This is a genomic window from Paenibacillus glycanilyticus NBRC 16618 (assembly GCF_004000805.1).
Lineage (GTDB): Bacteria > Bacillota > Bacilli > Paenibacillales > Paenibacillaceae > Pristimantibacillus > Pristimantibacillus glycanilyticus.
On the sequence record NZ_BILY01000001.1, the window covers coordinates 40,166 to 65,687 of the forward strand.

Below are 25,522 nucleotides of genomic sequence, written 5' to 3' on the forward strand. Positions count from 1 at the left end.
TAATCCCTCCTTCCTTCCAGCCTTTTAATAGATGCCGGATTGTCCAAAACGTTTGGCCAGCCAGTTCGCTCCAAGCACAAGCGTGACCCCAATAACCGCTTTGAACAAACCAACCGCCGTACTATAGCTGAACGCCCCTTGCGTGATCCCCATCATATAGACATAGGTGTCGAACACTTCGGCAGACTCCCTATTCAGCGGGTTCAGCATCAGGAAGATCTGTTCGAAGCCGTTGTCGAGCACGTCGCCCATCCTCAGAATCAGCAAAATAATTATCGTGCTGCGGATCGAAGGAAGCGTAATATGCCAAAGCTGCCGCCACCGGTTCGCCCCGTCCGTAATCGCCGCTTCGTATTGCTCGACATCCACTCCTGCAAGCGCAGCCAGAAAAATAATCGTGCCGAATCCGGTTTCCTTCCAGATGGTCTGCATAATAATCATTGGCCTGAACCAGTCCGGACTGGCGAGAAAATCGATTTTGGCACCCGTATACTTGAATAGAAACTCGTTAATCACGCCGCCTTCTGTCGTCAGAAAGACATACGTCAAGCTGGCTACGATAACAAGCGATATAAAATGCGGGATGTAGATCAGAGTTTGTACGATTCTTTTGAAAAACGCCAGCCTCAGCTCGTTTAATAGAAGAGCTAATATAATAGGCGCCGGGAAGTAAAACACCAAATTGTATAAGGAAAGTATTAAAGTGTTTCGCAGAAGCATGAAAAATTCGGGATTCGTGAAGAACACCCGGAAATGCTCTAGTCCCACCCAATCGCTCTTCCAGAAGCCAAGGAAGGGTTGATAGTTTTTGAACGCCAGCAGCACGCCCCACATGGGTACGTATTTGAAAATAATGAAATATAACAGGCCTGGAGTTAAAAGCAAGTACAGCCACTTGTCTTTCTTGAGTCTCGCCAGCACGTTAGGTCGTGTTCTTGTACGAATGGTTGTCGCCTGCATCCGTTCTGCTTGGCCGGGAGCAGCCGCCTGCTTCATTTGAGGTCACCTCCAAGTATGGGTTGCATCGCATGACCTCATTATTAAACCTTCCTTGCCTTTCCGCCAATCGGACATTTTTGAGAAAACCCTTTAAAAGCCTTGCCGCAAGCGTAAATCAAGATAATGCAAACCCGGCAAAATAGTAGAAGGTCCCGTCAAACCGGGCAAAAATGTACGACTGTTCTCCCCTTTTCGGGCGCCTATAGTGAAACTGCATGTTATTCCAGTCGAGTTGAGGTGAGGTGAGCCTATGGGAAAGAAGCTGGATCATGGGGCACCTCTCTTTAAGCTTCTATTCGCATTCCAGGTTGGATTTTATCCAGTCTGCAACCTCTTCCCCTATGCTTTCAGCCCCTATGCTGGATTTCATCCAACGTAGGGGCTCCCAACTAATCTTTTTGATGATTTTAGGCGGATTTCACTGGAGAAACTCCAACGTAGGCGAGGATACAGCATCCAAACCGGCAATTTTAATGGATGGAATCCAACGTAATCTCAAAAAGGGACCCGGTAAGCGAATTCGCACAACAACAAACAACCGTGTTACGCTGTGCCAAGCTCCTACGCGAAAGAAGCATCGCCTTCCGATAGACGGAAAGCGATGCTTCTTCTTTTGATTGCTTTTATGATTTATTTTTGAATGGATGCCGCTTCAATGTCGCCATATGCCCAATAGCTTGCCGGAACGTCCTTCCAGGAAGAAGCTCCGCTGCCGGATGGGGTAATGCCGAGCGAACGGTTAATTACAACAACGGCTTCGGCGCGAGACAGCGTGCGATCCGGACGGAACGTGCCGTCGGCGTAACCCTTGATGTAACCGGCTCCTTCAGCTGCTTTCACCGCTTTCTCCGCCCAGTGACCTGTCGTATCCGCGAAGCCTGCGCCTAATTTGGAGCCGCCGCCGGCCAGACGCACGGCAAGCTGTGCCATCTCGGCACGCGTAATCGCCTTCTCCGGACGGAACGTACCGTCGGTATAACCGTTCATCAAACCGGCTGCCGTAGCTTTGCGGATTGCATCCGCTGCCCAGTACCCTTGCTTGACGTCGCTATAAGCGCGGCTATCTTCTCCTGTATTGGCGTCCTGCGCAATACGCGACAAAATGGTCGCCATCTCCGCGCGGGTAATCGCCTTCTCCGGCTTAAACAGATTGCCATCAAAGCCATTCATGTATGCGGCCGAAGCCGATCCCGAAGCTTCGCCCAGCTTCACAAGCGCGAATGTGCTGAATTTCGAGTTCTTGAATTGAATGCCCTTGCCGCCTTCAACATCAACAACAGTGCCTTGCTTGTATTCTACCGTACCATCGCTATGCTCGATGAAGACGCCAATATGCGAAAGCGCTTCGGAGCTCCAATCTCCGGCTGGAAGCGGCAGCACAAGCGTTGTCTCTCCTTCCGGCAGGTTTGTGTCAATATCCGCAGGAATGCCGATCAGCGTGATCTTGCTGTCCTTGACGGCTGCGGAAACAACCGTGGACAGATTGGCGCGGCGTTCGAGCTGCGCCTTCTGCTCGTTAACCGGCGAAATGACGAAGTGTACTTCCGTGTTTACGTTTTTCAATACGCCATTCGGCACATGGATCTTCGCGCCGGACACGTCAATGTCCAGATCAAGTCCGCTGGCTGCAAGCTGTTTGACCGCTTCCGCATCCAACTTCACGGCTGTCTCTGCCACTTGGCCCTTCGAATCCGGCACCACCAGCTTCAAGGCGCTTGCTCCCGATGCCTTGCGCGCGTCAATCAGTGCCTTCGCCTCCGTGGCAGCCAGCGTCAGCTCATCGCGCACCGTGCCGTCCGGCTGCGTCGTGCGAATAACTTTTGGCGCTGCAGGTTCAACCGGCGGAGTTGCATGGCCTCCGCCTCCGGATACCGGCGGCACGCTTGCTTCCGCAGCGGTAAACCGCAAGGCGTCGGCAAGCATCAGCTCACCGGACTTGTTGACGACGCGGATCGTATGCGAACCCGCGGTCAAGCCCGATACGCTGTACAGGCTTACTTGCGAGTCGCGGCTGTCCGCATAAGCGTTAACAGTCTTCTTCAGCTCGCCGTCTATATAGACTTCCATCTCGCCTTGCTTTGGTCCAACCGGCGACAGCAGCTCGATGCCGGTGCCTTTAAACGTATAGGAGAAGGCTGCTCCTTCCGCTGCGGACGCATGTGCGTCGTCGCCGTAATCGCCCCGGAAGCGGAGCGTCAGCTTCGTTGTTCCGACCGGCTGAACGGCCAAGTACTGTTGCTTGATGGTCAACACATGATCATCAATCGTGTAATCAGTGCCGCGAACAAGCGCCGCTCCTCCGTTATAGATGCCGCTCAGGCTGTCCGGACTTGCCAGCAGATTAACGCTGACGTCAGCCGGCGCGTTCTTCGCGAAGTCCGTCGAGGAGACATCGATCAGGTCCGGCAGCTGCACGCGCAGCGCGTCGAGCAGCATGAACTTTCCTGATTTCTTCACGGCTTTAATGGTATGGAAGCCGTTTGTCAAGCCGCGAACCGTATACACGGTCCGCTGCGGAGCGTTGTGCGCACCCGCTTCGTACGTGCTTACATTGCCTTGGCTGACACCATCGATGTAGATTTCGACGTTGCCTTGACCCTCGTCAACCTCGGTAATGTAGTCGATCCCCGTACCTTGGAACGTATACGTGAAGAAGGAATCGTTATTTTCCGTCCACTGCACGTCATCCTTGTAGTCGCCGAGACCGCGGCCGCTGCTGCGGTTCCAGCTGCCCGTATAACGGATGCCCGGGTCGTCGTTGTTTACGAAGACGTAACGGCCGGGCGAAGCCGAATTAAGAACGGTAAGCGAAAGCGTTCTTGGGCTGCTGCCCGAGAATTCGAACGACAAGCTTGCGTCCCCAAGCGGCAGCGATGCCAAATAGGATTTGGCGATACGGACAACATTTCCGTCAACCGTATAATCCGTTCCTGCTGTCAAAGCATTTGCGCCGTTCTTAACGCCGGTCAGCTCGTTAGAGTCGCCTAGCGTCAGCGTAACCGCAAGGTCTGCCTGAGCGGCCGGGCGTTTATCGAACGAAGCCGATACCGGGCTAATAGAAGTTCCGCTAACGGCTACCGACAACGTCTGTGCGGCTCCTCCCGCGAATTTGAAGCTGAGAGCCGCGGATTGACCGGATGCCTGCTGCGCCAGATAAGACGATTTGATTGTCACGACGCCGCTTGATACCGTATAGTCTGTACCCGACTGCAGGGATGCGGTGCCGTTGCTGATGCCGGTGAAGGAGCTTGCGCCGAGATTCAGCGGAATCGTAATATCAGCCGGCGCGTCCTTATTGAAGCTTGTCGCCGAAGGGCTGCCGAGCAGCGTATCCGCCGTGACTTTAAACGCGTCGAAAAGGAAGTAATATTGGCCGCCGGCATTCCGGACTGCCCTCAGCGTATGCGTGCCTTGCGGCAAATCCGCCACGCTGAATACGGAATGCTGTCCAACCTGGTCGTTGCCGTAGGAATCAACCGTCGAATGGAAATTTCCGTCGATATAGATATCAATCTTGCCGCTGCTGGTGCTTTGCTCCGATAGCAGCTCAATCCCCGTACCCTCGAACGTGTACGTTAATTCCGGCTCCGAACCGTCCGGCTCGCCGTAATGCACGTCGCCCATGTAATCGCCGAAGGACCGCCCGGTGCTGTGACCCCATTTGTTGGCGTAAGCAATCGCCGGATCATCATCGTTGATCGTAACCGTATAGGAGGAAGCCGCAGCCTCTTCCGAGCCCGACGAACCGTCGGCAGAGCCGGAATCGCCGCCGGTGCCGGCGCCCGTGTCCACGGAAGTGCCGCTGCCCGAGCCCGGCGAATCCGTAATGACAACGGACAAGTCCTGTGCGTCGCGCACAAGCTCGTTGCCGCCGTTGCGCGTCCATTCTCCCGTATATTTCATGCCGGTGTCGTCATCGTTAACGATCGATGTCCCGTTTTGCACCGTCACCTTAAATAGGCGCGATGCGTGCGGCTCGAGGAATAAAGGATCAATGCCGGTTGCCGAGCTGCCCATTTCCTTATGGTTCCACAGGTCGCGGATCGAACCGGTGCCGCTAAGGCCGATATCGCTCCATTTTACGCCAACCCGCGCGCCTTTGCTGCCCAGATTAAATAACGCCACCGTATACGTGCCGTCACCGTTATTGGCGTACCAAGCTTGCTGATCGGTGTCCATCGATACCGGGTGAATCGGATGACCCGCTTGGTTGACGGCGATTACCTCATCGTTCGTGTAAAGGGATAAGCCGTAATCATCCAGATTGGTTAAATCGTCCCCGGTATAAAATTGCGCTGCCGAAGCGGCCCACAGCGTAGCGGCCGTCTGCCGTTCGTCCTTCGTCAAGCCCGACGTTTCGCCGTTGCCGACGTTCAGGGAATCGAAGTCGTTCCAGCCGCCGGGTCCGGCGTCGCGCCACCACAGCGCCGCGCCAGGGAACAGCCTCGCGATGTTGGCCCATTGCGTCATGCCGATATTCGGATCGTACGCCTCAACGTCCCAATCGATACGCCAGCCGTTAGCGTATTTCTTCCAGTAATCCACGTAGTTGTGATCAAGCGCCCAGCTAAGCTCCAGCCAGATGCCGTGCTTGCTTAACGCCTCGGACCACGCTTTAACGTCGCCGCGCGCATCGATGCTCTCGTCGTTATGGCCGGAGCCCGGCGTCACGCTGTCGAACTTGACGAAGTCGACGCCCCACGACGCAATCAGATCGGCAACGGAGTCGACCCATTTTTGCGCGCACGGATTACTGAAATCGATCTTGTAGCCGAGATTCCAATAATCGCCGTATTTATAAGGTTTCACGGCGATGTCGCCGATTGTGCAGCCCGGAGCTCCATAGATCGGCAGGTCGCGTTGAACCGCATCCGGCGAAATGCCGGGAATCATGTAAATGCCAACCTTCTGCCCGTTGGCATGCACGTAATCGATAAGATTCTCGAAGCCGTTCGGATATTTCTCCGTGCTCGGAACAGGTCGTCCGTATTCGTCCATGCTGCCGTTCCAGCCCGCGTCGATATTAATGTATTCATAGCCATGCGACTGCAGCTTTTCATGCATCGTATCGGACATCAGCTTAATTTTATCTTCCGAAATCCAGTTGCCCGACGGACCGTCGTACACCTGCATGCTGTAGCTGCTCCAGCCCATGTAAGGCTTCTGTGCCAAGCCGTTGTCGGCCGCCTCCGCGACGTTCGTCCGCGGCGGAATGAAGCCGATTTGCGCCAGGACGGCGACCACCAGCAGTATCCCCATCCACGCCCTGTTCCGGCGTTTTGCGTTAACGCTCAATCTTTGCATCCCCTTTACCCAAGTTATTCGGCAGCGCTGCGCGTCCGTTTATGTAAGTGTGTCAGCAAATGCGGACTGCGTAATGAAAACGCTTACCGTACAACCGATTGTAGCGGTCCCCCGTCCGGCAAGGTAGGTACATCTTGGTCGTTTAGCGTACCTTATTCCCGATTTCGGGGGTACAAATCGCCATTTAATGGACAATTTTACCTGGTTGGCGTTCGATTAAGGGAAATAACGCAAACGGGACGCCTCGGAGTCAAGCCCGCATCGTCCCGTTTGCCATTGCTTTATTGATTCGCCAATTCCGCTGTTTGAGCCGGATTTAAGGCCCCTTCAAACACCTGCATGGAATCATCCTTTTACGGAACCGATCATAACCCCTTTCTCGAAATATTTTTGCAGGAACGGGTACAGCATCAGAATCGGCAGGGACGATACGATAATAACGCCGTATTTGATCTGGTCGGCATAACGCTGGGCATAACCGCCCGATGCAGCGCCGCCGCCCGTACCCGCTCCGTTCTGGAAAACCTGGTTGGACAGCAAAATATCCCTTAGCACGATTTGCAGCGGCTGAAGATTGTTGTCCCGGATATAAATCAGACCGGTAAAGAAATCATTCCAGTGTCCGACCAGGTAATATAACCCGATCACCGAAATCAGAGCTTTGGAGAGCGGCAGAGCAACCTTGGCGAAATACATGAAATGCGAGCAGCCGTCCATCACGGCCGCCTCGTAAAGCTCCGCCGGCAGCGCGGTCTCGAAGAACGTACGGGCTATAATCAAATAGAAGATATTCACGCAAAACGGCAGAATAAACACCCAGAACGTGTTTGTAATATGAAGATCCTTCATCAGCAGGTAAGTCGGAATCAGACCGCCGTTAAAAAACATCGTGACGACGAAGAGAAACATAATCGGACGTCTCGCTTTAAATTCCTTCCGCGACAGCACGTATGCGGCCGGCATCGTAAACAGCATGTTGACCAGCGTTCCGAACAAGGTGTAGAACAACGTATTCCGGTACCCGGTCCATACCCGGCTGTCCTGGAATATCTCCTTATATCCAAATAGACTAGTGCCCTTCGGGAAAAACAGCACCTTCCCCGTCGACACAAGCGTTGAGTCGCTAAACGAGGCAATCACGATGAAATAAAGCGGATATAAGATAATGACAAAAATGACCGCGCATAACGCATAAAGCGCGATATGAAAGGTGAGTTCACTCCCTTTCAAGCCCTTGAGCGCCATATGGCCTCCCTCCTTCCTTTCCGAATCAATACAGGCTTGTATTGGACATTTTTTTGGAAGCGGCATTCATCGCAAACAGGAACACGAAGTTGATCAGCGTATTAAACAAACCGATCGCGGAAGCATAGCTGAACTGATTGGACACAATACCGATTTTGTAGACATAGGTGGCGATAACCTCCGAGACCGGCAGGTTCAGAGCGTTTTGCATCAGGAATATTTTCTCGAAGCCAGTACTTAAGATGTTGCCCATGCTAAGAATGAACAAAATAATAATCGTAGGAACAAGCGCCGGAAGATCGACATACCGGATCATCTTCATTCTGCTCGCTCCGTCAATCTTGGCGGAATCATAGAGCTGCGGATCAACGGTGGACAGGGCAGCCAAATAAATAATGCTGTTCCAGCCGCAATGCTGCCAAATATCCGACAGGACATAGACGGGAATAAAGGTATTGGTCGAGGCAATCAGATTGATGTGGCCAAGTCCCAGCCCCTTCATCAGATGGCCAACAACGCCGGTCTCCGGCGACATCAGCACGTTCATCATGCCGACAAGAACGATTATCGATATAAAATGCGGCAGATAAACCGTCGTCTGCATCACATTTTTAAATCGCTTGCGGCGGATCTGGTTCAGAATCAATGCTAGAATAATAGGCGCCGGAAACCCGACGATAATGGTCGCCAAGCTGATGAGGAACGTGTTGCGCATCAGATCGGTGAACAGATAGCTGTCCATAAACTGCTTGAAATAATCGATGCCCCTCCACGCGCCGCCGGTCAAGCCTTTCGTAAAATCGAAATCTTTGAAAGCAAGCTGAATGCCGTACATCGGTATATAGTTAAAGATCAGGACAACGGCAATCGCGGGCGCAATCATAATCCATAGCTGGTAATCCCGTCTTAATGCCCGGAGTCCTCCTCCTAATAATCGCATCGGCGATAACCTCCTTTGCCAGCCGGAAGCCGGCATACCGCATCAAGCGCCGCATGCCGGCTTCCGCAGCTAGTTATTGCTTCTTGTATTCGTCGTAGTATTTCTGCATAATTTCAAGATTTTGCTTCAAACCTGCTTTTTCGCTTTCCTTCACATAGCTGTCCCATTCTTCTTCAACGCCGCCTTTTGTTACCCATTTCGCGAAATTCGTGTTGGCCAGGTTCGTGACATTGGTGTTGTTCAGGCCCATTGTGCTGTTATCGGCGCTCGAATATTTAAGAAAGGTAGGGAACACATCGTTGTCCACGTCGATTTGAATCGCGTCAATCGGCTTCGATTGCTCCAGAACCTCCTGCATATCCTTGCCTAGCGTCAGCTGAAGCGAATCCGGAATATAGAATGCTCCGTTATCCGCCATCGTGGACGTCCATTTCCAAGTGCCGGGGTCCATCTTGGAATCGGCCGGCGGCAGCACGCTGTAGCTTCCGTCGCCGTTATCCTTAATGTTTGGTCCAAGGGATCCGAACAGAACCTGCATGCCCATATCCGGCGCGTACAGCTCGTTAATAAACCGCATGACCGCGTCTTTGTTTTTCGATTTGGCCGATACGACTAGCTGATTAACCCCGTAGTTCAAGGAATTGTAGTCATAGCTCCACGATACATTGCTGTCAGGCGTTGCCTTAAGCGGCGACATCGAGGTGTACTGCGGCGCAAGCTGCTCGCCGAAGCGGTCTGACGCGACCCAGCCCATCGTAAAGCCAACCTTCGCCGTATCCCCTTCGCCCCGGGCAACGGACTGGTATTTCGTGTAATCGTGCGTGAATACTTCCGGGTTGATCAGACCGGCTTTATAAAGCTTGTTCAAGAAAACAACCAGCTGTTTGTATCGATCATCGACCAAATAGTTCTTCACGACGCCGTCCTCGACGAAATACCCTTGCGGGCTGCCGTCCGTCAGCGTTATGCCTTCTCCGCCAAGCATATAAGCCGGGTTGAAATAGCCGCCGATTCCGCCCGGCCAGTCCATTGGGATCTCGTCGTTTGGATCTCCGTTGCCGTTCGCGTCCTTCTCTTTGAATGCTACGAGCACATCGTACAGCTCATCCCAGTTTGTTGGCATTTGGAGGCCCAGGTTATCCAGCCACTTCTGATTAATGTATTGGCGGGTAGCCGTGGAAGGCCAATAACGCTGATATTTCGGAAGGCCGTAAATTTTACCGTCCTGCTGCTCGGCGATTATCTTCGTCTCAGGCTTCGCATCGAACATCGCCTGAACGTTAGGCAGCTGATCCAGCATGCCCGACAGATCCTGGAACAGTCCTTGGAACTGCGCCATATCCGCATCCGTAATGACGTTAGGACCAATAAAGAGATCCGGAACATCTCCGCTTGCCAGCAACGTTCCTTTCTTCTGATCCCAGTCAGCCGTAATTTCCTGCCAGTCAATCTCAACGCCGGCCTTTTCCTCCACCTGCTGCAGCCATTCCATATCCTTAAGCGGTTTCGTCAGAGCATGCTTGGTCATAATCGCCGTAAGCTTTACCTTCTTGCCGCTATTGCCGCCGCTGCCGGCGGAGCTGTCTGCCGTAGGATTGCTGCCCGCATTGCTTCCGCCATTGTTCCCGCCCGAATTCGAATTGCTGCTGCATGCTGACATAATGGTTGTTGCAGCAAGCATGACGGTAATCATGCCGACTACTTTTTTCCGCATGTAATTGCCCCCTCGATTCAATTTAGATGGCAGCCGCATCGGAAGCCGATACGCTGCACCGAGGCATCGTCGCCCGGTACATCCACACTAATCGGTATGGCGATATGCCGTATACGGACAGTTTTCGAAAGGTTGGCATTTTTTGAAAGCGTTTAACTTCAGGTTGTTGAAAACGCTTCAATTTCTGCCCTTTCAATTATTGTGGATGTTCAAAAAATGCCGCTTGCCATACTCGGGAGGCTGATCCGCGGGTAGAAGAGAGGCTTTTTAGTTCCAGGGCAACAACAAAGCCTGCCGAACGATTCGGCAGGCTTGCCTGCGATAGATGTGCAGCATTTTAGGAAATGAGCTTATGCGTCTCCCGGTATTGCCCGGGTGTCGTGCCTACGATTTTTTTGAAGCAGCGGATAAAGCTTGATGTGTTGGAGAAGCCCGTCTGCTGGGCAACGCCGTCCAATGTCTGGTTCGTTGTCCTTAGAAGCTGAATAGAGGTTTGAATGCGGAATAAATCGATGTATTCTTTAAAATTCTGACCCATCGTTTTCTTGAAATGGTGGCTGAAGTTAGACGGCGACATCGCAAAATGGTCCGCAATCAGCTGAAGGGAAAAGTCAGGGTTTAATCCCCTTTGCTCGATAAAGCGAGTAACCTCATCCTGGGATGCATTTCGGACAGGCGGCAAGGTGTTCTGGATCATGAGGCATAACCGCTCGCAGCTATCCCGGATAATATCGGCCATTTGATCAACGGTATACCGGAACTGGTAAGCCGTATCCGTAAGCCGGAGCAGGACATCGTCCTCCGGGCTAAATCGCTGCAGCCCGTTAAGCAAAGCGCTGACCGTGTTAATATAAACGCTTCGGACCATATAAGGCGGCATTCCCGCGCTGCTCATTTGAGAGACAATACGGTCCGTAATAGAGCGAACAGCTCCGGTGTCATTTTTCAGAATAGCCAGCTCCAGCGATTGAAGCAGCTCCGCGTAATAGGATACGGAGCCGGATTTGGGCGCTTCCAGCTCATCGAAGACGATAACCGGACTGCCACCGCGCAGCTGAAGATGCTCCGTTGCCCGTACCGCCTGCAGGTAGGCAACATGGATAGCTTCCGCACGGTCAGGCTTGCTCGAGGTTCCTATGCCGATATAGACCCTCGCTCCCGTCTGCTCCTCCAGCTCCTTCCCGGTATCCGCCAGAAACTGTTTCATCGCAAAGCCTGCCTCATAGGAGCAAACGTATATCATTTCGTGACTATAAATGCTTTTTAGAAAATACCCGGTACCTCCGATTGGCTGCGAAGCTTCCAATGCCCTTAAGTACTCCGCTGCCCGGCACTCCGTTCCTTCATCGCTCTTCGGGGATTCGATCGACAGTACGGCTACCGCAACCGATTCATGCGGGAATGCAATGCCGTATGCGGCCGCCTGCCGCATAAAAGCTTCGTCATTGCCTGCTTTCCCGCTTACGAGTTCCAGAAGCAGATGATCCCGAAGCACCGGCATGGTCTGCTTCACTCTGGCATCAAGGGAGCTGTTGACCGATACCAGTTCGCCAAGCGCAAAACGGATCATCTCGAATTCATTCATGGGCTTCCTTCCCCCAGGCTCGAACAGATTGGAGGCAAAATCCACAATTCGCTTGATCGGCTGATAGTTCCGTCGGATCGCCACATAGATAACGAGAATTTCGAGCAGCAGCATCATGCCAATCAGAACAACCGTATTGCGCTGAATTGTCTGAATGCCCTGCAGCATCTCCGTTACAGGCAAGACGCTTACATACTGCCATCCGTTCTTGTCGGAAACGGTATGCGAAATAATATAAGAGCTGCCGCCTTTCTCGTACAAGCCCGCTCCCTTGCCGCTTTTATCAAGACCGGTCAGGAAGCTCTGCACTTCATTTGTAGGTATATACGATCCTTTGTTGGAAGTGAGCAGAGGACGGCCTTCTCCATCCAAAATAAAGAAATCTCCGCTGTACATCTCCGACATGGAGTTCAGCATCCGGATAATCGTATCCTCGCGGACCATGATAAGCACCGCTCCCGGGGTCTCGTAGCCGCCAATCGGAAGCGGAAGGGCGAAGGTAAGCATGCGGACATGATTGCTGCCCGGAATAATGACATCTTCTACCGGCCTTACTAACGTCCCCTTCAATTGGTTCAGTTCATTAAACATGTTAGGCCAGTCTTTATAGTAATAACCGATGCCCGGTTTGCCGAAATCGCCCACATTGTAAGCGCTTCCTGTTTTGGCGAATAAATAACCCATACTTTGTATATAAAGGAGGGTGTTGTCGACAAAGCCGTCCGTGGCATTATATTTCCGCATTTCGTTTGCAATTTGCACGCGCTGATAATCAATGTCTTCGGCGTTGTACAATTTGATCTCCCGGTTTTTCAACAGCTCGAATGGCAGATTGTATACGTAACGGGTAAATGTATCCATCGAAGTTCTTACCTGCTCCGTAAGATGCGTATTCCAGTCCATCTCCTTCTGTTTGACAACCGCCGTCGAGTGCGGATAGTAGTAGACCAAAATAATCAGCAGCGGGAACAGCAGCACCAGAAAGTAGGAGACGAGATGCTGGATCAGCAGATTCATACGGCTTCTTTTCATCGCAACCACCTTTCGCCCTTTGCCTAACTTAAGGGATGGGAAAAGTCTCAATAATTGCTTTATTATACCACCCCGGGCAAAAGCAGACTACAGCCCTAAGCCGCAAAAAGTCAGAAATCCTGACAATACGGGAACCTGCTGAAATGAAAACAAGGAACAGCTGCCCACGGCAAACTGTTCCTTGTTTATTTCCGTTATGCGCCTTCATAAATATAGCCCTTCCGCCTTACTCCTTATACCGATCATCAGTACTTCAAAAGTTTCCTCGAAAGTAGAGGTCAATCTAACCATAAGCTGCTCGGCCGATTCTTCGGATTGCGTATAAGTGGCAATAATGCCGTATAACGCAAAGAAATAGATTCTTGTATACAGCAGAATCCGTTCTTCCCGGAGTCCTTCCTTTAAACAGCCTTGAACGGCTAAAGTTAACTTGCCGAATAGCTTGTTCCGAGCCTTGTTGATCTCAAGCTTTGGAGCCTGTTCGTCCACTCTCTCCGACTTCATGTTGAAAATCAACCCGTACATGCTGCGGTTAGCCAGACAAAATTGAATCATGCATAGACTCATCGCCTTCAGCTTATCATCCGGTGAATTCGTTTGCCCGAGCAGCTCATCCATCTTGTCGATAAGATATTGAACAGGCGGCATCGAAAGCTGATGAAGAAGCGCCTCTTTATCCTTAAAATAAATATAAATGGTCGTATGCGAGCATCCTGCTTTTTTGGCGATGTCGCGCATGGTAACGTTATCGTACCCCCGGCTGCTAAACAAGTCACCTGCTGCGGCAAGGATGCTCTTCTTTGTTTCCTCAGACCTTAATTCCTGCCTGGATACCACTGTCAGCCCACCTTGTCATCTAAACTAGAGCCATTGTAACCAGCAGTGATGCGGCAGGTCAAGCCGACCGTCTTATTTTGAGATTCTCGCATCCAACCATCCGCACAGAAGCGTGAATACCAGTAAGAAAACAATGAAACTCACGGCTACCGACTCCTTTTAAAATAAGCTCGTAATGTCCGTTATCAAGGCAAATCCAAGCATGATTCCGAGAACGATGGAAGAAGAGAGCGCTAGTTTCCTCCGCGTGCCGCCCGTCTTCCTAAGCGATGACCTTAGATACATGAGGAAGCCGATAACAAGGATAAGCAACTCCATTCCGATGGACAGCCCTTCCGATCTCCAAGCACCTAAACCAAGCAAAGAAAAATCCCCCCAGTTTCCTGGCAAAAGAGGCAGATCCGCACGATGAACCGCCAGATCAAGCAGCCAGTGACTGAATACGACCGAACTCATAACAAAGCCCGCTTTCCCACCCCACGCTTTTCTTGCGAACAACCCCGCCAACGACGCGATAATGATTGCACCCAATAACGAGTGCGAATAATCCGCATGAATGATTCCTTTCCCGTATCCGCTGCCAAGCTGTGCGTCAATGGGTTCAATGCCCGTCAAATACAACGGGACAAACACGACATCCAAAAGCTGTGTGCCAAGCATTAATGCCCAGAGGGGTATTTCCGGTACCTTCGATCTTACGCCTGCCGCCAAGCCGAAATGTCCTGCGAACAAGTTATCCACGCTCCCCAACGAAAAGTAACCACTGGTTATAATATAACCAACGGTTACTTTTGTGTCAACGGCTTTCACATGAAATTAAAATGATGCATCCAAAATAAAAAAGAGAGCTGCCTCGCGGCAGCTTCCTTTGCTATTCGGTATTATTCCGTATTAGCCTTCAACGGCTACTTTCTTTGCGGTCCCGCTGGTCTGTTTCTCGTCAGAAGCTTGAGCAACGCGTTTAATGAAGAAGGTCAGAATGAGACCAATGACGCCGATTCCGACGATAACCAGATAAGCATCGTTCATCCCGCTGATTGTCGCATTCGTAATCATCTGCTGTTGATCCCCGGTTGCTCCGGATGCTATCGCATCCTGCAGATGGGATTTGGTTTGCGTAGTCAGGATCGTAACGAGAAGCGATGTGCCAACCGCACCCGCTACCTGTCTGATCGTATTGGAAATCGCCGTGCCATGCGCGTTTAGACGGTTAGGCAATTGGTTAAGACCCGCTGTCTGGACAGGCATCATCAGAAGGGCCATACCGATACGGCGGCCGGTCGACATCAGAACCAGATAAGTGTAGCTTGTCGTATCCGTCAAATTAATGAAACCGAGAGTTGTCACGATAACAATAATCATACCGGCAACGGACAGCCATTTGGCGCCGAACTTATCAAACAGTCGGCCTGTAACAGGCATCAGGAAGCCCATGATAAGCGCGCCCGGAAGAAGAAGCAGACCCGATTCCATCGCCGTATAACCGCGCGCGTTCTGCAGATAAAGCGGAAGCAGCATCATATCCGCATACATAATCATCGTAATCGCAATGTTGATGAACGTTGTTAAGCTGTACATATTGTACTTGAAGGCCCGCAGGTCAAGCAGCGGATTCTCGGAAATAAGCTGCCGCCATACGAACAGCACCAGAGAGATAAAGCCGCCGATAATTGTAATAAGCACTTCCGCGCTTTCCCATCCCGCGCTGCCCGCGCGGCTGAAGCCGTACAGCAAAGCTCCGAAACCGATCGTGGACAAGACAACGCTAATCACATCGATTTTCGGATACGAACGTTCCGAAACATTCGTAAGGAAAACAAATCCACAAATGATAACAATAATGGCGAGCGGAATCATGCCGTAAAACATCATTTCCCATTTAAAGTTCTCGAGCACCCAGCCGGCAAGCGTAGGACCAATCGCCGGTGCGAAAATAATGGCGAATCCAACCATCCCCATTGCGCCTCCCCGCTTCTCGGGCGGGAACAAGGTCAAAATAACGGTCATGAGAAGCGGCATAATAATTCCGGCACCAGCCGCTTGAATCAAGCGTCCGATGAGCAATACGTTAAAATCCGACGCAAGCGCAGATACAATCGTACCCGCCAGGAATAAAATCATCGACGTCTGGAACAATTCCCGCGTCGTGAATCGTTGCATCAAAAAGGCTGTAATCGGAATTAAAATACCGTTAACCAGCATGTAGCCGGTCGTCAGCCATTGGACTGTAGTAGCCGAGATGCTAAAATCTTTCATTAACTCAGGGCCGGCCACGCTCATAATCGTCTGGTTCAGCGTCGCAATAAAGGCGCCCAGAATCATAACAAATAAAATAGGACCCTTTTTGATAGAACTGTCCGCTTGTAAACCTTTACTCAACCGCTCCATCCTTCTTTCTTGTCTCTCTAGACTAAATTTACAACGTGTCGTATAGTGAACATTGTATAAATTAAATTATAGCTCGAGCCACCCCTTTTACAAGCGACGATTCTAGTCAAAAGTGTAAATTAGTTTACAGAAATTGAATTTATGTAGTATTTGTAAAGAAAATAATACAGTCAAAACGAAATTGTCGTTTACTACTAGGAATTTAATAACTAAAGGAAAGGAAGGGAGTAACGATGGACAAAACAACAACCCGGACGGATCCGCGTATTTTGCGGACGCGCCAGCTGCTAAGAGATGCCTTTATCGATCTGCTCGAGGAAATGGATATCGAGAAAATATCGGTTAACAAACTTGCCGAGCGGGCAACGATTAATCGGGTTACCTTCTATCTTCATTATAAAGATATCCCGGACATGCTGGACAAAATGGCGGATGACATGATTGAAGATATTAATCAGGTACTGGATCGCTCGACCGTAAAATCAGACTCGCCGGAGGTCATCAATACAACGATGCTCGTAAAGCTGCTTGAGCATATCGCGGAGCATGCGAAATTTTACAAGATTATTTTGGCCTCTCACCGCACGACGATCTTTACCGATCGATTATTGCGGTTGTTGACCAAGCTGATCTCGGATGGCATCGACAAACGGGGAAATGATTCTTTTGTGGCGAAAGCCAATATTCAGAAGGATATCGCGGTATGGTACAGCTCCGCTGCCTTGATCGGCACCATTGTATCTTGGCTTCGCGCGGACATGCCTTATACCCCGGTGTTTCTCGCCAAGCAGTTCTTCCTGCTCCGTACGCTGCAGGATCCCAAAGAATGAAATAAATCGCCCTCATCCTGAAAACCTTACATACAGGTGAAGGCGATTTTTTTACATTGCTTATTTATCCTCATGGGGCTTAGTGCTTTGTCTGACAATAAGCTCCGGTTCAAGGGAGTACACTTTCTTGACCTTTTCCTTGTTCATCAGATCGCGGAGCACGCGCACCGCCGTCCGTCCTAGATTATTCGCCTGCTGCGATATGGTTGTCAGCTCGGGAATAACGTGATGCGCCAACGGAATATCGTCGAATCCCACGATAGAGATATCCTCCGGCACGCGAAGTCCCTGTTCCACCGCCGCCTTGATCGCGCCGATTGCCGTAAAATCATTGACGCAGCATACCGCTGTCGGCCGGTCTTTTAGTTGCAGCAAAGCCTCCATTTGCGTCCGTCCGGAATCAACGGAGAAGCTGTCGGGCAGAATCCAGTCTTCCCGCACCGTCAATCCGGCATCCTTTAACGTCTTCTTATAAGCCCTAATCTTGACCGCCGTAGTTGCCATATGACTCTGCCCGCCGATAAAGCCAATCTTCTTATGGCCGGTTTCAAGTAAATGCTTGACCGCCAGAACGGTGCCCGCGTACTCGTCCGTTACGACGCGCGTAATGCCGGAGTCCTTCAAATTGCCGTTTACGAGCACCATCGGAATTTTCTGCGAATGCTCAACGACCTCCTGGACCAAGGCGGGGCTGCAATCCTTCAGGTTAATACGCCCGCCCATGAACAGAATGCCGTCCACCCGCTTCTCCTGCATGATGGTCAGGAACTCCGATTCCTTGTCGTGCAGCCCTATCGTATTGCAGAGGAAAAAGGTATGGCCGGACTCCCTGCCCTCCTGCTCCGCGCCTGAGAATACTTCCGGAAAGAACGGGTTCGTAATATCCGGTAAAATAACGCCAATAATTCCCGTCTCTTTCTTCAGCAGACTCCTTGCGTTAGCATTCGGCTGGAACTGATATTTTTGCATGATCGCTTCGATCTTCTCCCTCGTTGAGGCACGTACGGGAGCGGTGTCGTTAAGTACGCGCGAAACGGTCGCAACGGACACCTTGGCTTCCTTCGCTATATCGTACACTGTCACTTGCTTCATCTGATAGGTTCTCCTCTGGAACATCTAATATAGTTGAAATTATACCAAAGTTAGGTTGCTAAAGAAACGGATTTAAGCAGCCGCAATCCGCCAATCTTCCTAAAAAAAACCGCTGCCCGATATGATTGATTCAAAAATTGAACGCATCATCCAAGCAGCGGTTGCTTACAACCTTTTTATTTTGCGGCGAATACTAGGATTGAATAGAAATCCAGCGCTTGCTGGACGCCTGGTCATAAAGCAGACGTACCTTGGACGGGCTTGCTCCATTCTCGTCAAAGAGGACAAGCTCGTTGCGGTCCTTCAGCCATGCCATCGGAATTTTATAATCCTCCTGCGGACCAACCTGCCAGTAACGGCCAAGGTCGATGCCGTTCAGCCATAACGTTCCTTTGCTCATGCCGGTTAAACGCAGCTTCAGCTTGGCGTTAACATCCGCCGGAAGCACCGGCTTGTCGAATTGCACGGTATGCCATACCGGAACGCCTGTCTCTCCCGCATACGGCTTACGGTTAAGCTTCCGGACATCGGCAATGCGCCATCCGTTTAGCTCCTTCTTCGAGGAAGACGCGAGAAGCTCCAGACGCTGCAGCGGCGATTTAACGTAAGCCATTTCGATCAGATTGGAGCCTTCCTGAATGTAATCCGAGATATCCAGCGTGTGATGCAGGAACCAGTCCTGATAGCCTTCCAGCTTGATTTCCTTGCCGTTAATGCTAAGGCGTCCGCTGATCGCGCCTACCAGAACGACGCGGTCGAAACCGGCTTCCACGCTAAAGGTTCTGCTGATCATGCTGCCACCCGCGATAGAATTGACTTCATTCAGATGGACCGTTGCCTCTTCATGCTTCCATCCGCCAAGAAGGTCAATCGATTGTCCGTCCGCATAGACCGCCCCGGCAATCCCCTTCGCTTCGCCCAAATAAGGCGAGAAATTGAGACGGCCCATATTTTGCACCAGAATTTGCAGATGGTTCTTGCTGTTAGGCGTAAGCTGCACTTTTACCGCCGCTGCTCCTACCTTCTGCACAAGCGCCTGCTGCTTACCGTTCACGTATACTCTGGCCGTATCCTCCAGCTTCGAGAGCACTAGCTTCGTAGCATTCTCATTGTCGGCATCGATGTCGCATTCATAAAGCAAATGGCCATAAGGCTGACCAAGCTCGGAGAAGGCTGTTGGCTGCGAGGCTTCCTGGCCTTGCGCCGCTGACAGCTCGCAGGCTTCGGAGCTCCAGCCTTCAAGGACCGGCGCTTGCAAATACACGTACGGCGCAAGCTGTCCGCCAGGGAGAGCTCCCCAATTGCCCAGGTGAATCGGCTCCGCATCGCTGTCGTGAAGAGCAGCCCGGAATGTACCGTCCGCCATCAGGTCGAAATCGGCGTATCCAATCGCCCAGCCCGCGCCGTTCTTGCCGGCAATCCGCCAAGCCCGGTCCGCGCTGTCTTTGTTGATGACCACAATGCGGTAAGGCTTGCCGCCAACGGTCAGTTGAACGAATTGCGCCTCCTGGAAGTGGCAAAGATCAAAAGCAACTCTTCCGTCGCCATCCAGCTGTTGTCTTCTGACCCCGTCATCCTGGACCAGAATCGGCTGATCGGATTCCAGCTCGATATACGAACGCTGACCGTTCTCCGCATAGACGATAAGCGTATGCTGGCCATCGATCCATTCATTGGCGATCAGATACGTATTGCAGGTCAAATAAACGCCCGGTTCAAGCTGAAGTCTGTCGATTACGGGAATAACGGCAGAAGAACCAACCGTAACCGGAATGGTCCGGCCGTCCGGCAGCGTCATGCTGGTTGTTTCGCGCTCATCCTTCGAGCTCTCCACAAACCAGATCCGCTCCTTGCCTTTCTCGCGAACCCGTGCCGAGAACCCTTGCGGAAGAGCTGCCAGCGACGCGTCGCCTTCAACGGCATTCAACAGGACGCTTTCCGTTGCTTGGACAAAGTAAGACATCCGTTTGGCGGTATTATATTTCTCCGTCACGCGCCCGTATTCGCTAAGCGGTGCATCATAATCGTATGAGGTCACCATGAAAATATCGCTGGCGCCAACCGTACGGCCGCCGTAGCCGCCAAAGTTCGTGCCGCCAAAGAACATGTAATGGCTGATGCCCGTAAATCCGGCCCGCAGCGATTCCAGCATTCTTTTCTCGTATAAGGCTGCCGTCTTCTGCGTAGCCGCAGGCGCACCCCAATGCTCGAACCAGCCGGTCCAGAACTCGGTTACGATCTTTGGCGTATCCGGCTGCTTTTGCACCAGATTGTTATAATGGTGATCCGCACCCGACCAGAAGTTCGCGCCTTCAACCGTGCCTTCCGCGCCGCCGACGCAAGTGATCAGCGGTACCGTTACGCCCCGGTCCAGCATAATGTCTCTTAGATGAAGCATATAGTCGCGCGCAATCTCGTCGCTTGCCAGATAACCGTATTCGTTCTCCACCTGCACGAGAATAACCGAGCCGCCGGCATTAATTTCGCGCTCCTTGATAATGGGAATAATCCGGTCCATGTAGAGGTCCACATAGGTCAGATATTGCTTATCGAAGGCCCGGAATTTCATATCCTCTTTGTTATTCAACCAGTAAGGGAATCCGCCGAAATCCCATTCCGCGCAAATAAACGGACCGGGACGGGCAATGACCCACAGGCCCAATTCATGGCATAGATCAAGAAACGCGCCGCAGTCGTTATCGCCTTCGAAGTTCCACTTTCCTTCTTCCGGCTCGTGAACGTTCCAAGCAAAATAAGTATCGACACAATTCATGCCGGCCAGCTTCGCCTTCACAAGCACCTCGCGCCATTCTTCCTTCGGCATCCGGAAATAATGAATGGCCGCGCTGTTAAGGAACACTTGCTCTCCGTTAATATTGTAGCTGAATGCGTTATATTGAACCGCCATATTTATATGCGGCAGTCCATTCGTTTGTACGATGGTTTCCTGCATCTGAAGTGCTCCTCCTTATTTCTCTGTTAAAGAGTTACATTGGCTATAACCACAGTCGTTACGGACTGTGCTTCAAGGTTAACTGTAAATTTATTGCTATGAATGGACAGCTCGGCTTCAACCAGGTTTTCCAGCTCCGATGTGCGATATAGCTTGGCTGCTGCATCGCCTTGGACAAACGGGCCGAGATCATAACGGATTTGTCGTTGCCCTTCCCGGTTATGCGTAACCACTGTCAGCTGCTTGCGGGCTTCATCGTAAGCGGCAATGGAATCGCGGTCATCCAGCCATAAAATGCGACTGCCCGGACGAATAAACCTGCTGAATTGAGCCATCGCGTAATATTGCTTCGTCATTTCGTATTGACCGTCGCCATGTCTGAAATCGGTGTGGATAAATCCCCAGTTATTCCTGGCGCTTTCATCCTCTACGGCCTGCCAATACACCCAAGCTGCGGGCTGCAGCAGCCGCAGATCCGTAATGATCCTCTCGGCCAGCTCCATCACGCTGGTCATATCCCCGTGATCATGAGGTCCGGTACCCCCGGTTCCGTACTCCGACATCCACAGCTTCTTCCCCTTCTCCTGCGCCAGCATGCGAATCTCCTCAAGCTGAACGCCATTATAAGAGTGGGTATTGATTTGCGAGAAGCTGTTAAACGTCTCTTCGTCATAACCGTGCAGCATTTCCAGCGTTTCATCCACGCTGTTCTCATCGGGTGCGCTGACTGCCGTTTCGGTTAAGCCTTTTAATTGAAGGGATCGGGCCGTTAGCTTAATGATCTCCATTTGTTTATCGAGCGAGAAATGTGCACCTTCTTGAATATTGCCCTTTTTCCACCAGTTCGAGATCGGTTCATTCAACGGATTAAGCGTCCGGAAGGCAACGCCGTGCACATCCTTATAGTGTTTAACCACTTCCGTCAAATAGTCCGCAAATGGTTCATAACATTCTTCACGCAAATTATTGCCGCCGTCTTCCGCACCCGTAACGGAACCGCTTATCGTCATCCAATAAGGCGGCGAATTGGAAAAAGCTTCTGCAATATCAGCCCCGCGCTTCATCGCTGCCAGCAAGACCTTCCGCTGGCCTTCATCTGCATTCCAGTTCCATATGCCCTTCTCCGGTTGAAATCCCGGAACATCACCGCCTGGGCGCAGCGTGTTAGGCTGGATTTCCGGGTTTTCCCCGCCGCCAATGTTGTACCGGATAATGTTTAAGCCAAGGCCTTTATCCGCATCAAAGATAAGATCCATGATCTCGTCCTGCTTATCCCGGTCGCTCCACTGGCCGACAATATGCCCCCACCAGGCAAGCGAAGTACCCCAACCTTCAAAGCCGTCATAGCCATTCTCAGGCTTGATCTGAATAAAGGCACCTTCGTTAGTAAGTCCGTTATCGTGTCCATTAATGCCGCTCATAAGTCCTCCTGTTTCAGCCTATTCTGAAACCTATTTCATGAAACGGGTTTCATAATTGCTGAAAAATGAATACCCTTTGATGGGTATTGGTAATTATGGAGCTCAATTGAAAAGGCTTACAATAATCTGGTTTTAATTATATTCCCGACTTCCGGAAACTGTCAATACTTGTTTATCGGCTCGTTCAGAAGCAAAGAGACCGCCCTTTGGACAGTCTCTTTACTTGGGTTTGATCGCTATTTTACCGCTATACTCATTTTCTTGCTTCTAGTCTCTCCCGCCTTATGTGCCAAACGCATTCGCGAGCTGGCAGGTATACGTAAAATCCTCTTTTATGGCCTCGCAAATCATTATTTACGGGTATAAAATGCTTCGAATTCCGCAACGGAGTCAAAGCGGTTTAGGACTACACCCTCCGCTATGAGATGCTTCTCCAGCTTACCGATAAGCTGCAGCACGGCTAACCGTAACGGTTCAAAATTAACAGGATCCAGCAACGACACAAGATCCGGATATCCATAACGAACGTAGTACTCCCGATAGTCACCAATGTCAACTAGTCCAGGCCAGCGTCCTTTTTCCGCCGCGTACAATATTCGGGCTAGTCCGTCTTGCAAACCGGCAGCAACAAAAAAGGCCGTTTCGTAATGGCCCTTTTCGCATGCGGTCAACAGCTTGTTCATCATGCCTCTTTCCTCTTCGTAGTATCCTTTCATACGTTCTTGGTAAGAGCGTCTCTCTTCCAGGCTGCTTCTTTTCTCCGTTATTAGACGCATCGTATCCGCAGCCAATTTCTCGCACGCTAATAAGATTTCATCCGGATTATGACTGAACATAATCGTATCCAGGTATTGATCCAGATGACCCGGCTTTACCTTCAGATCTCTGGCTTGCTCGCGATAGTGGCCCCAGCTTCGCTTATAATAGATTTGGTTCAAGAAGCCAAGAGACTTGAAAATGTTTCCCGTAATCTCTTGAGCTTGGATTCGAAAATAGGACAGATTCTCGGAGTCCGCGAAAATCCGCATTTTAGCCAAGCTGACAAGGCATTCCTTTATAACGGATTCTGCTTTGTTAACCATTGATGATGCATTGGCTTCGCTTCCCATGCCGGATATCTTGTCTCGAAGCGCCATAAATCTGGCCAGATCCTCTTCTGATCGAACATACAATAGTTGGCAGTCCGCGATAATCGTGGTGTTCCACTCCTCCGACGCTGCCATTCGTTCGGCACGATCCCAGCCGATTGGCCAGAAATCAAAGCTGATGCCTTCGATTATGAACTGGCACTCGGCTTGTCTCCCTTTGTCCGTTACCGGAATAAAGAAGAAATCCAAATCGGAACGTTCCGTGGCCCGCCCCTGCAAATAAGATCCGTAATAGCCGACAATCGAAATATCTTCGGAGTAATGCGTTTTAATATGCTCAACAATAATATCCGCGACAGCAAAAACATCAACCATAAAGATACCCTCCTAGTTATACCCTATTCAATTCACGTTACAATCCTATATTACCAAATTCAGGAACCCCCTACCGGGTATAAAACATATAAAAGAATTCTTACAAATCCCGGTTTAAGTGTGCTGTAATGGTCTCAACAACAAAACAAAGCCAAGTACCCAAGGTACTTGGCTTGTAATTTGCTGTTTAAGATTACAGCTGATGAGTTGCAGTCGGCTGCCCTGCCGGGCTTGCTTCAAAGTCATCCGCATTAACAGCGGTGGATTGCCTTGAGAGAACCTCTAAACGCGCAATATGCAAGCCGCGCGATACTTGGAGGCAGAGGATCAAAAAAATCATGTAAAGAATCAGCGTAACAAAGCTCAGGATAAGAAGCATGGTTCCGCTCAATTCGTCGGCTTGATTAACCATGCGGCCAAGCCCGTTGGAGAGCATCATGAATAGAAGAAGCGGCAAGGCCAAGCTGCAGATCCAGCGCCCTTCCTTCTTAGCGCCGCCCGTATCTTCCAGATACCATCGTCCAATCATTCGGTAAATGGAAGGAATCCCGAATAAGTTATAGACGGGTATCAGGATGCACGCAAGCGATTTCCCGGGTGAACGGGCGAAGCTCGGAAAGAGCGTATTCATATCGAGATGAACACAATAGATCCAGATCAAATAAACAACCGCGGCAATATAATACAGAACGGAGGATACAATTTCAATAAAACCGTAGAAATCATAAATATAAGCGGTGAACGCATCCAGACTTGCCGTATACACAATGGAGCTCACCAAATCGGCACAAGCTAGTCCAACAAGCACCCACAGCAGTAATTTCAATACGTTCGACAAAGTCTCTGACTTCAATTTCAAGGTTGGTTCACGCTCCGAATATAGGGATTAGGTAACTGCCGCAAATAGGAAATAGCTTCTTCTAATGTCGCAACCGGGACAAGCTGTAGCTTCAAATCCAGTTCTTTCGAGGCTAGCTCGGCTTCTTGCTCATTGCTGAGTCCCGGGTACATAAACGTCTCTTTATCCTTAGGGACGAAGAAAATATCCGTGCCCGCCGCTTCGGCCGTTCGCAGCTTATCCCGGATAGCGCCAACGGAGCCGACTGTATGGTCCTCTTCCAGCGTTCCCGTGCCCGCGATAATAATCGTACCGTCTTGAGAGAAATCTTCCTGCATCGCTTCTTCCACAAGACCAATCCCCAGCATAAGGCCGATCGAATCCCCGTAATAATTCGACGTTTCTTCGATTAACTGCTGAAGCCGTTCATCTCGCCGGTCTTGTTCGATCGGGGAGGAGATCACCTCGGAAGCCGAATCTACGGCATAATGGATCGTCTCATTACGCCTATCTTCTTCGAAATCCAGCATCGCGCTTAGATCGTCTTCAGCCGAGGAATCAACCTTCGTAAATTCGGCTTCCGAATCGCGAAGGCCAACGGAATACTTTTCATAGCGATTACGAGTGACGCCTTCTTGGACGTACACGAAGTTAACGCTGCCGTTGACATCAATCTCTTCCATCGGGACGATCTCGCCCGTAGTCGTGAAGCTATAGTACTGGGGCCAATAAGCATAGACGGCAACCGTAAAGGGAATGAGGAGCAATAAGATGCCTATGATCCAGTGGCGGTATGACTTTTGACTTTCGTTGTTTGTCATCTGAGGTATTTCTTTCAATTTCAAAACCATCCTATTGGTTCAAATGTAGGTCGAATGTCT

At 50.9% G+C, this 25,522-nt stretch carries 16 protein-coding genes; 1 reads left to right on the top strand and 15 read right to left on the bottom strand.

The window, feature by feature from the left end; all coding sequences use genetic code 11:
* Positions 1 to 24 precede the first annotated feature (24 nt).
* The 9 genes from PGL01S_RS00145 to PGL01S_RS00185 form a co-directional block, all read right to left on the bottom strand.
* A complete protein-coding gene (locus PGL01S_RS00145; protein WP_373312710.1) occupies positions 25 to 996 on the bottom strand; it encodes an ABC transporter permease in 972 nt (323 codons plus the stop codon).
* A gap of 633 nt (positions 997 to 1,629) precedes the next feature.
* On the bottom strand, positions 1,630 to 6,294 hold the full coding sequence (locus tag PGL01S_RS00150) for a X2-like carbohydrate binding domain-containing protein (protein WP_244935464.1): 4,665 nt from the start codon (positions 6,292 to 6,294) through the stop codon (positions 1,630 to 1,632).
* Positions 6,295 to 6,648: 354 nt separating this feature from the next.
* On the bottom strand, positions 6,649 to 7,548 hold the full coding sequence (locus PGL01S_RS00155; RefSeq protein WP_127490546.1) for a carbohydrate ABC transporter permease: 900 nt from the start codon (positions 7,546 to 7,548) through the stop codon (positions 6,649 to 6,651).
* 25 nt (positions 7,549 to 7,573) lie between these two features.
* Positions 7,574 to 8,488: an ABC transporter permease gene (locus PGL01S_RS00160; RefSeq protein ID WP_127490547.1), complete on the bottom strand. Its 915-nt coding sequence runs from the start codon at positions 8,486 to 8,488 to the stop codon at positions 7,574 to 7,576.
* 73 nt (positions 8,489 to 8,561) lie between these two features.
* Positions 8,562 to 10,202 (bottom strand): extracellular solute-binding protein, encoded by a 1,641-nt coding sequence (locus PGL01S_RS00165; RefSeq protein ID WP_127490548.1) that lies wholly within the window; start codon positions 10,200 to 10,202, stop codon positions 8,562 to 8,564.
* Between the two features lie 337 nt (positions 10,203 to 10,539).
* The gene (locus PGL01S_RS00170; RefSeq protein WP_127490549.1) at positions 10,540 to 12,819 is read right to left on the bottom strand and encodes a helix-turn-helix domain-containing protein; all 2,280 of its coding nucleotides are present in this window, start codon (positions 12,817 to 12,819) and stop codon (positions 10,540 to 10,542) included.
* Positions 12,820 to 13,023: 204 nt separating this feature from the next.
* Positions 13,024 to 13,656 carry a TetR/AcrR family transcriptional regulator gene (locus tag PGL01S_RS00175; protein ID WP_127490550.1) on the bottom strand — a complete coding sequence of 211 codons (633 nt, stop codon included), beginning with the start codon at positions 13,654 to 13,656 and terminating at the stop codon, positions 13,024 to 13,026.
* 159 nt (positions 13,657 to 13,815) lie between these two features.
* Positions 13,816 to 14,388: a permease gene (locus PGL01S_RS00180; protein ID WP_127490551.1), complete on the bottom strand. Its 573-nt coding sequence runs from the start codon at positions 14,386 to 14,388 to the stop codon at positions 13,816 to 13,818.
* A gap of 159 nt (positions 14,389 to 14,547) precedes the next feature.
* Entirely contained in the window at positions 14,548 to 15,978 is a 1,431-nt protein-coding gene (locus tag PGL01S_RS00185; protein ID WP_244935476.1) for a DHA2 family efflux MFS transporter permease subunit, read from the bottom strand.
* A 299-nt stretch (positions 15,979 to 16,277) separates the two neighbouring features.
* On the opposite strand from PGL01S_RS00185, the gene PGL01S_RS00190 reads away from it, so the two are divergent.
* Positions 16,278 to 16,874 carry a TetR/AcrR family transcriptional regulator gene (locus tag PGL01S_RS00190; RefSeq protein WP_127490553.1) on the top strand — a complete coding sequence of 199 codons (597 nt, stop codon included), beginning with the start codon at positions 16,278 to 16,280 and terminating at the stop codon, positions 16,872 to 16,874.
* A gap of 60 nt (positions 16,875 to 16,934) precedes the next feature.
* Here the strand turns inward: PGL01S_RS00190 and PGL01S_RS00195 are convergent, their stop codons facing one another.
* The 6 genes from PGL01S_RS00195 to PGL01S_RS00220 all read right to left on the bottom strand — a co-directional run bounded on the left by PGL01S_RS00195 (position 16,935) and on the right by PGL01S_RS00220 (position 25,480).
* Complete coding sequence (locus PGL01S_RS00195) at positions 16,935 to 17,966, bottom strand: LacI family DNA-binding transcriptional regulator (protein ID WP_127490554.1); 1,032 nt, start codon at positions 17,964 to 17,966, stop codon at positions 16,935 to 16,937.
* Positions 17,967 to 18,159: 193 nt separating this feature from the next.
* Positions 18,160 to 20,919: a beta-galactosidase gene (locus PGL01S_RS00200; RefSeq protein WP_127490555.1), complete on the bottom strand. Its 2,760-nt coding sequence runs from the start codon at positions 20,917 to 20,919 to the stop codon at positions 18,160 to 18,162.
* A gap of 26 nt (positions 20,920 to 20,945) precedes the next feature.
* Complete coding sequence (locus tag PGL01S_RS00205) at positions 20,946 to 22,340, bottom strand: glycoside hydrolase family 30 protein (RefSeq protein ID WP_127490556.1); 1,395 nt, start codon at positions 22,338 to 22,340, stop codon at positions 20,946 to 20,948.
* Between the two features lie 350 nt (positions 22,341 to 22,690).
* On the bottom strand, positions 22,691 to 23,803 hold the full coding sequence (locus tag PGL01S_RS00210) for a kanamycin nucleotidyltransferase C-terminal domain-containing protein (RefSeq protein WP_127490557.1): 1,113 nt from the start codon (positions 23,801 to 23,803) through the stop codon (positions 22,691 to 22,693).
* 193 nt (positions 23,804 to 23,996) lie between these two features.
* The gene (locus PGL01S_RS00215) at positions 23,997 to 24,662 is read right to left on the bottom strand and encodes a hypothetical protein (RefSeq protein ID WP_127490558.1); all 666 of its coding nucleotides are present in this window, start codon (positions 24,660 to 24,662) and stop codon (positions 23,997 to 23,999) included.
* Positions 24,659 to 25,480, bottom strand: coding sequence for a hypothetical protein (locus PGL01S_RS00220; RefSeq protein ID WP_127490559.1), 822 nt, complete (start codon positions 25,478 to 25,480; stop codon positions 24,659 to 24,661). The genes PGL01S_RS00215 and PGL01S_RS00220 overlap by 4 nt, the downstream gene beginning before the upstream one ends.
* Between the last annotated feature and the right edge of the window lie 42 nt (positions 25,481 to 25,522).

Bases quoted from the DNA above. Each gene is read 5' to 3' on its own strand.
- PGL01S_RS00195 (WP_127490554.1), bottom strand. From the start codon at position 17,966: ATGAAGCAAGTGACAGTGTACGATATAGCGAAGGAAGCCAAGGTGTCC.
- PGL01S_RS00170 (WP_127490549.1), bottom strand. From the start codon at position 12,819: ATGAAAAGAAGCCGTATGAATCTGCTGATCCAGCATCTCGTCTCCTAC.
- PGL01S_RS00210 (WP_127490557.1), bottom strand. From the start codon at position 23,803: ATGGTTGATGTTTTTGCTGTCGCGGATATTATTGTTGAGCATATTAAA.
- PGL01S_RS00200 (WP_127490555.1), bottom strand. From the start codon at position 20,919: ATGCAGGAAACCATCGTACAAACGAATGGACTGCCGCATATAAATATG.
- PGL01S_RS00190 (WP_127490553.1), top strand. From the start codon at position 16,278: ATGGACAAAACAACAACCCGGACGGATCCGCGTATTTTGCGGACGCGC.
- PGL01S_RS00165 (WP_127490548.1), bottom strand. From the start codon at position 10,202: ATGCGGAAAAAAGTAGTCGGCATGATTACCGTCATGCTTGCTGCAACA.
- PGL01S_RS00160 (WP_127490547.1), bottom strand. From the start codon at position 8,488: ATGCGATTATTAGGAGGAGGACTCCGGGCATTAAGACGGGATTACCAG.
- PGL01S_RS00185 (WP_244935476.1), bottom strand. From the start codon at position 15,978: ATGATTCTGGGCGCCTTTATTGCGACGCTGAACCAGACGATTATGAGC.
- PGL01S_RS00155 (WP_127490546.1), bottom strand. From the start codon at position 7,548: ATGGCGCTCAAGGGCTTGAAAGGGAGTGAACTCACCTTTCATATCGCG.
- PGL01S_RS00145 (WP_373312710.1), bottom strand. From the start codon at position 996: ATGAAGCAGGCGGCTGCTCCCGGCCAAGCAGAACGGATGCAGGCGACA.
- PGL01S_RS00205 (WP_127490556.1), bottom strand. From the start codon at position 22,340: ATGAGCGGCATTAATGGACACGATAACGGACTTACTAACGAAGGTGCC.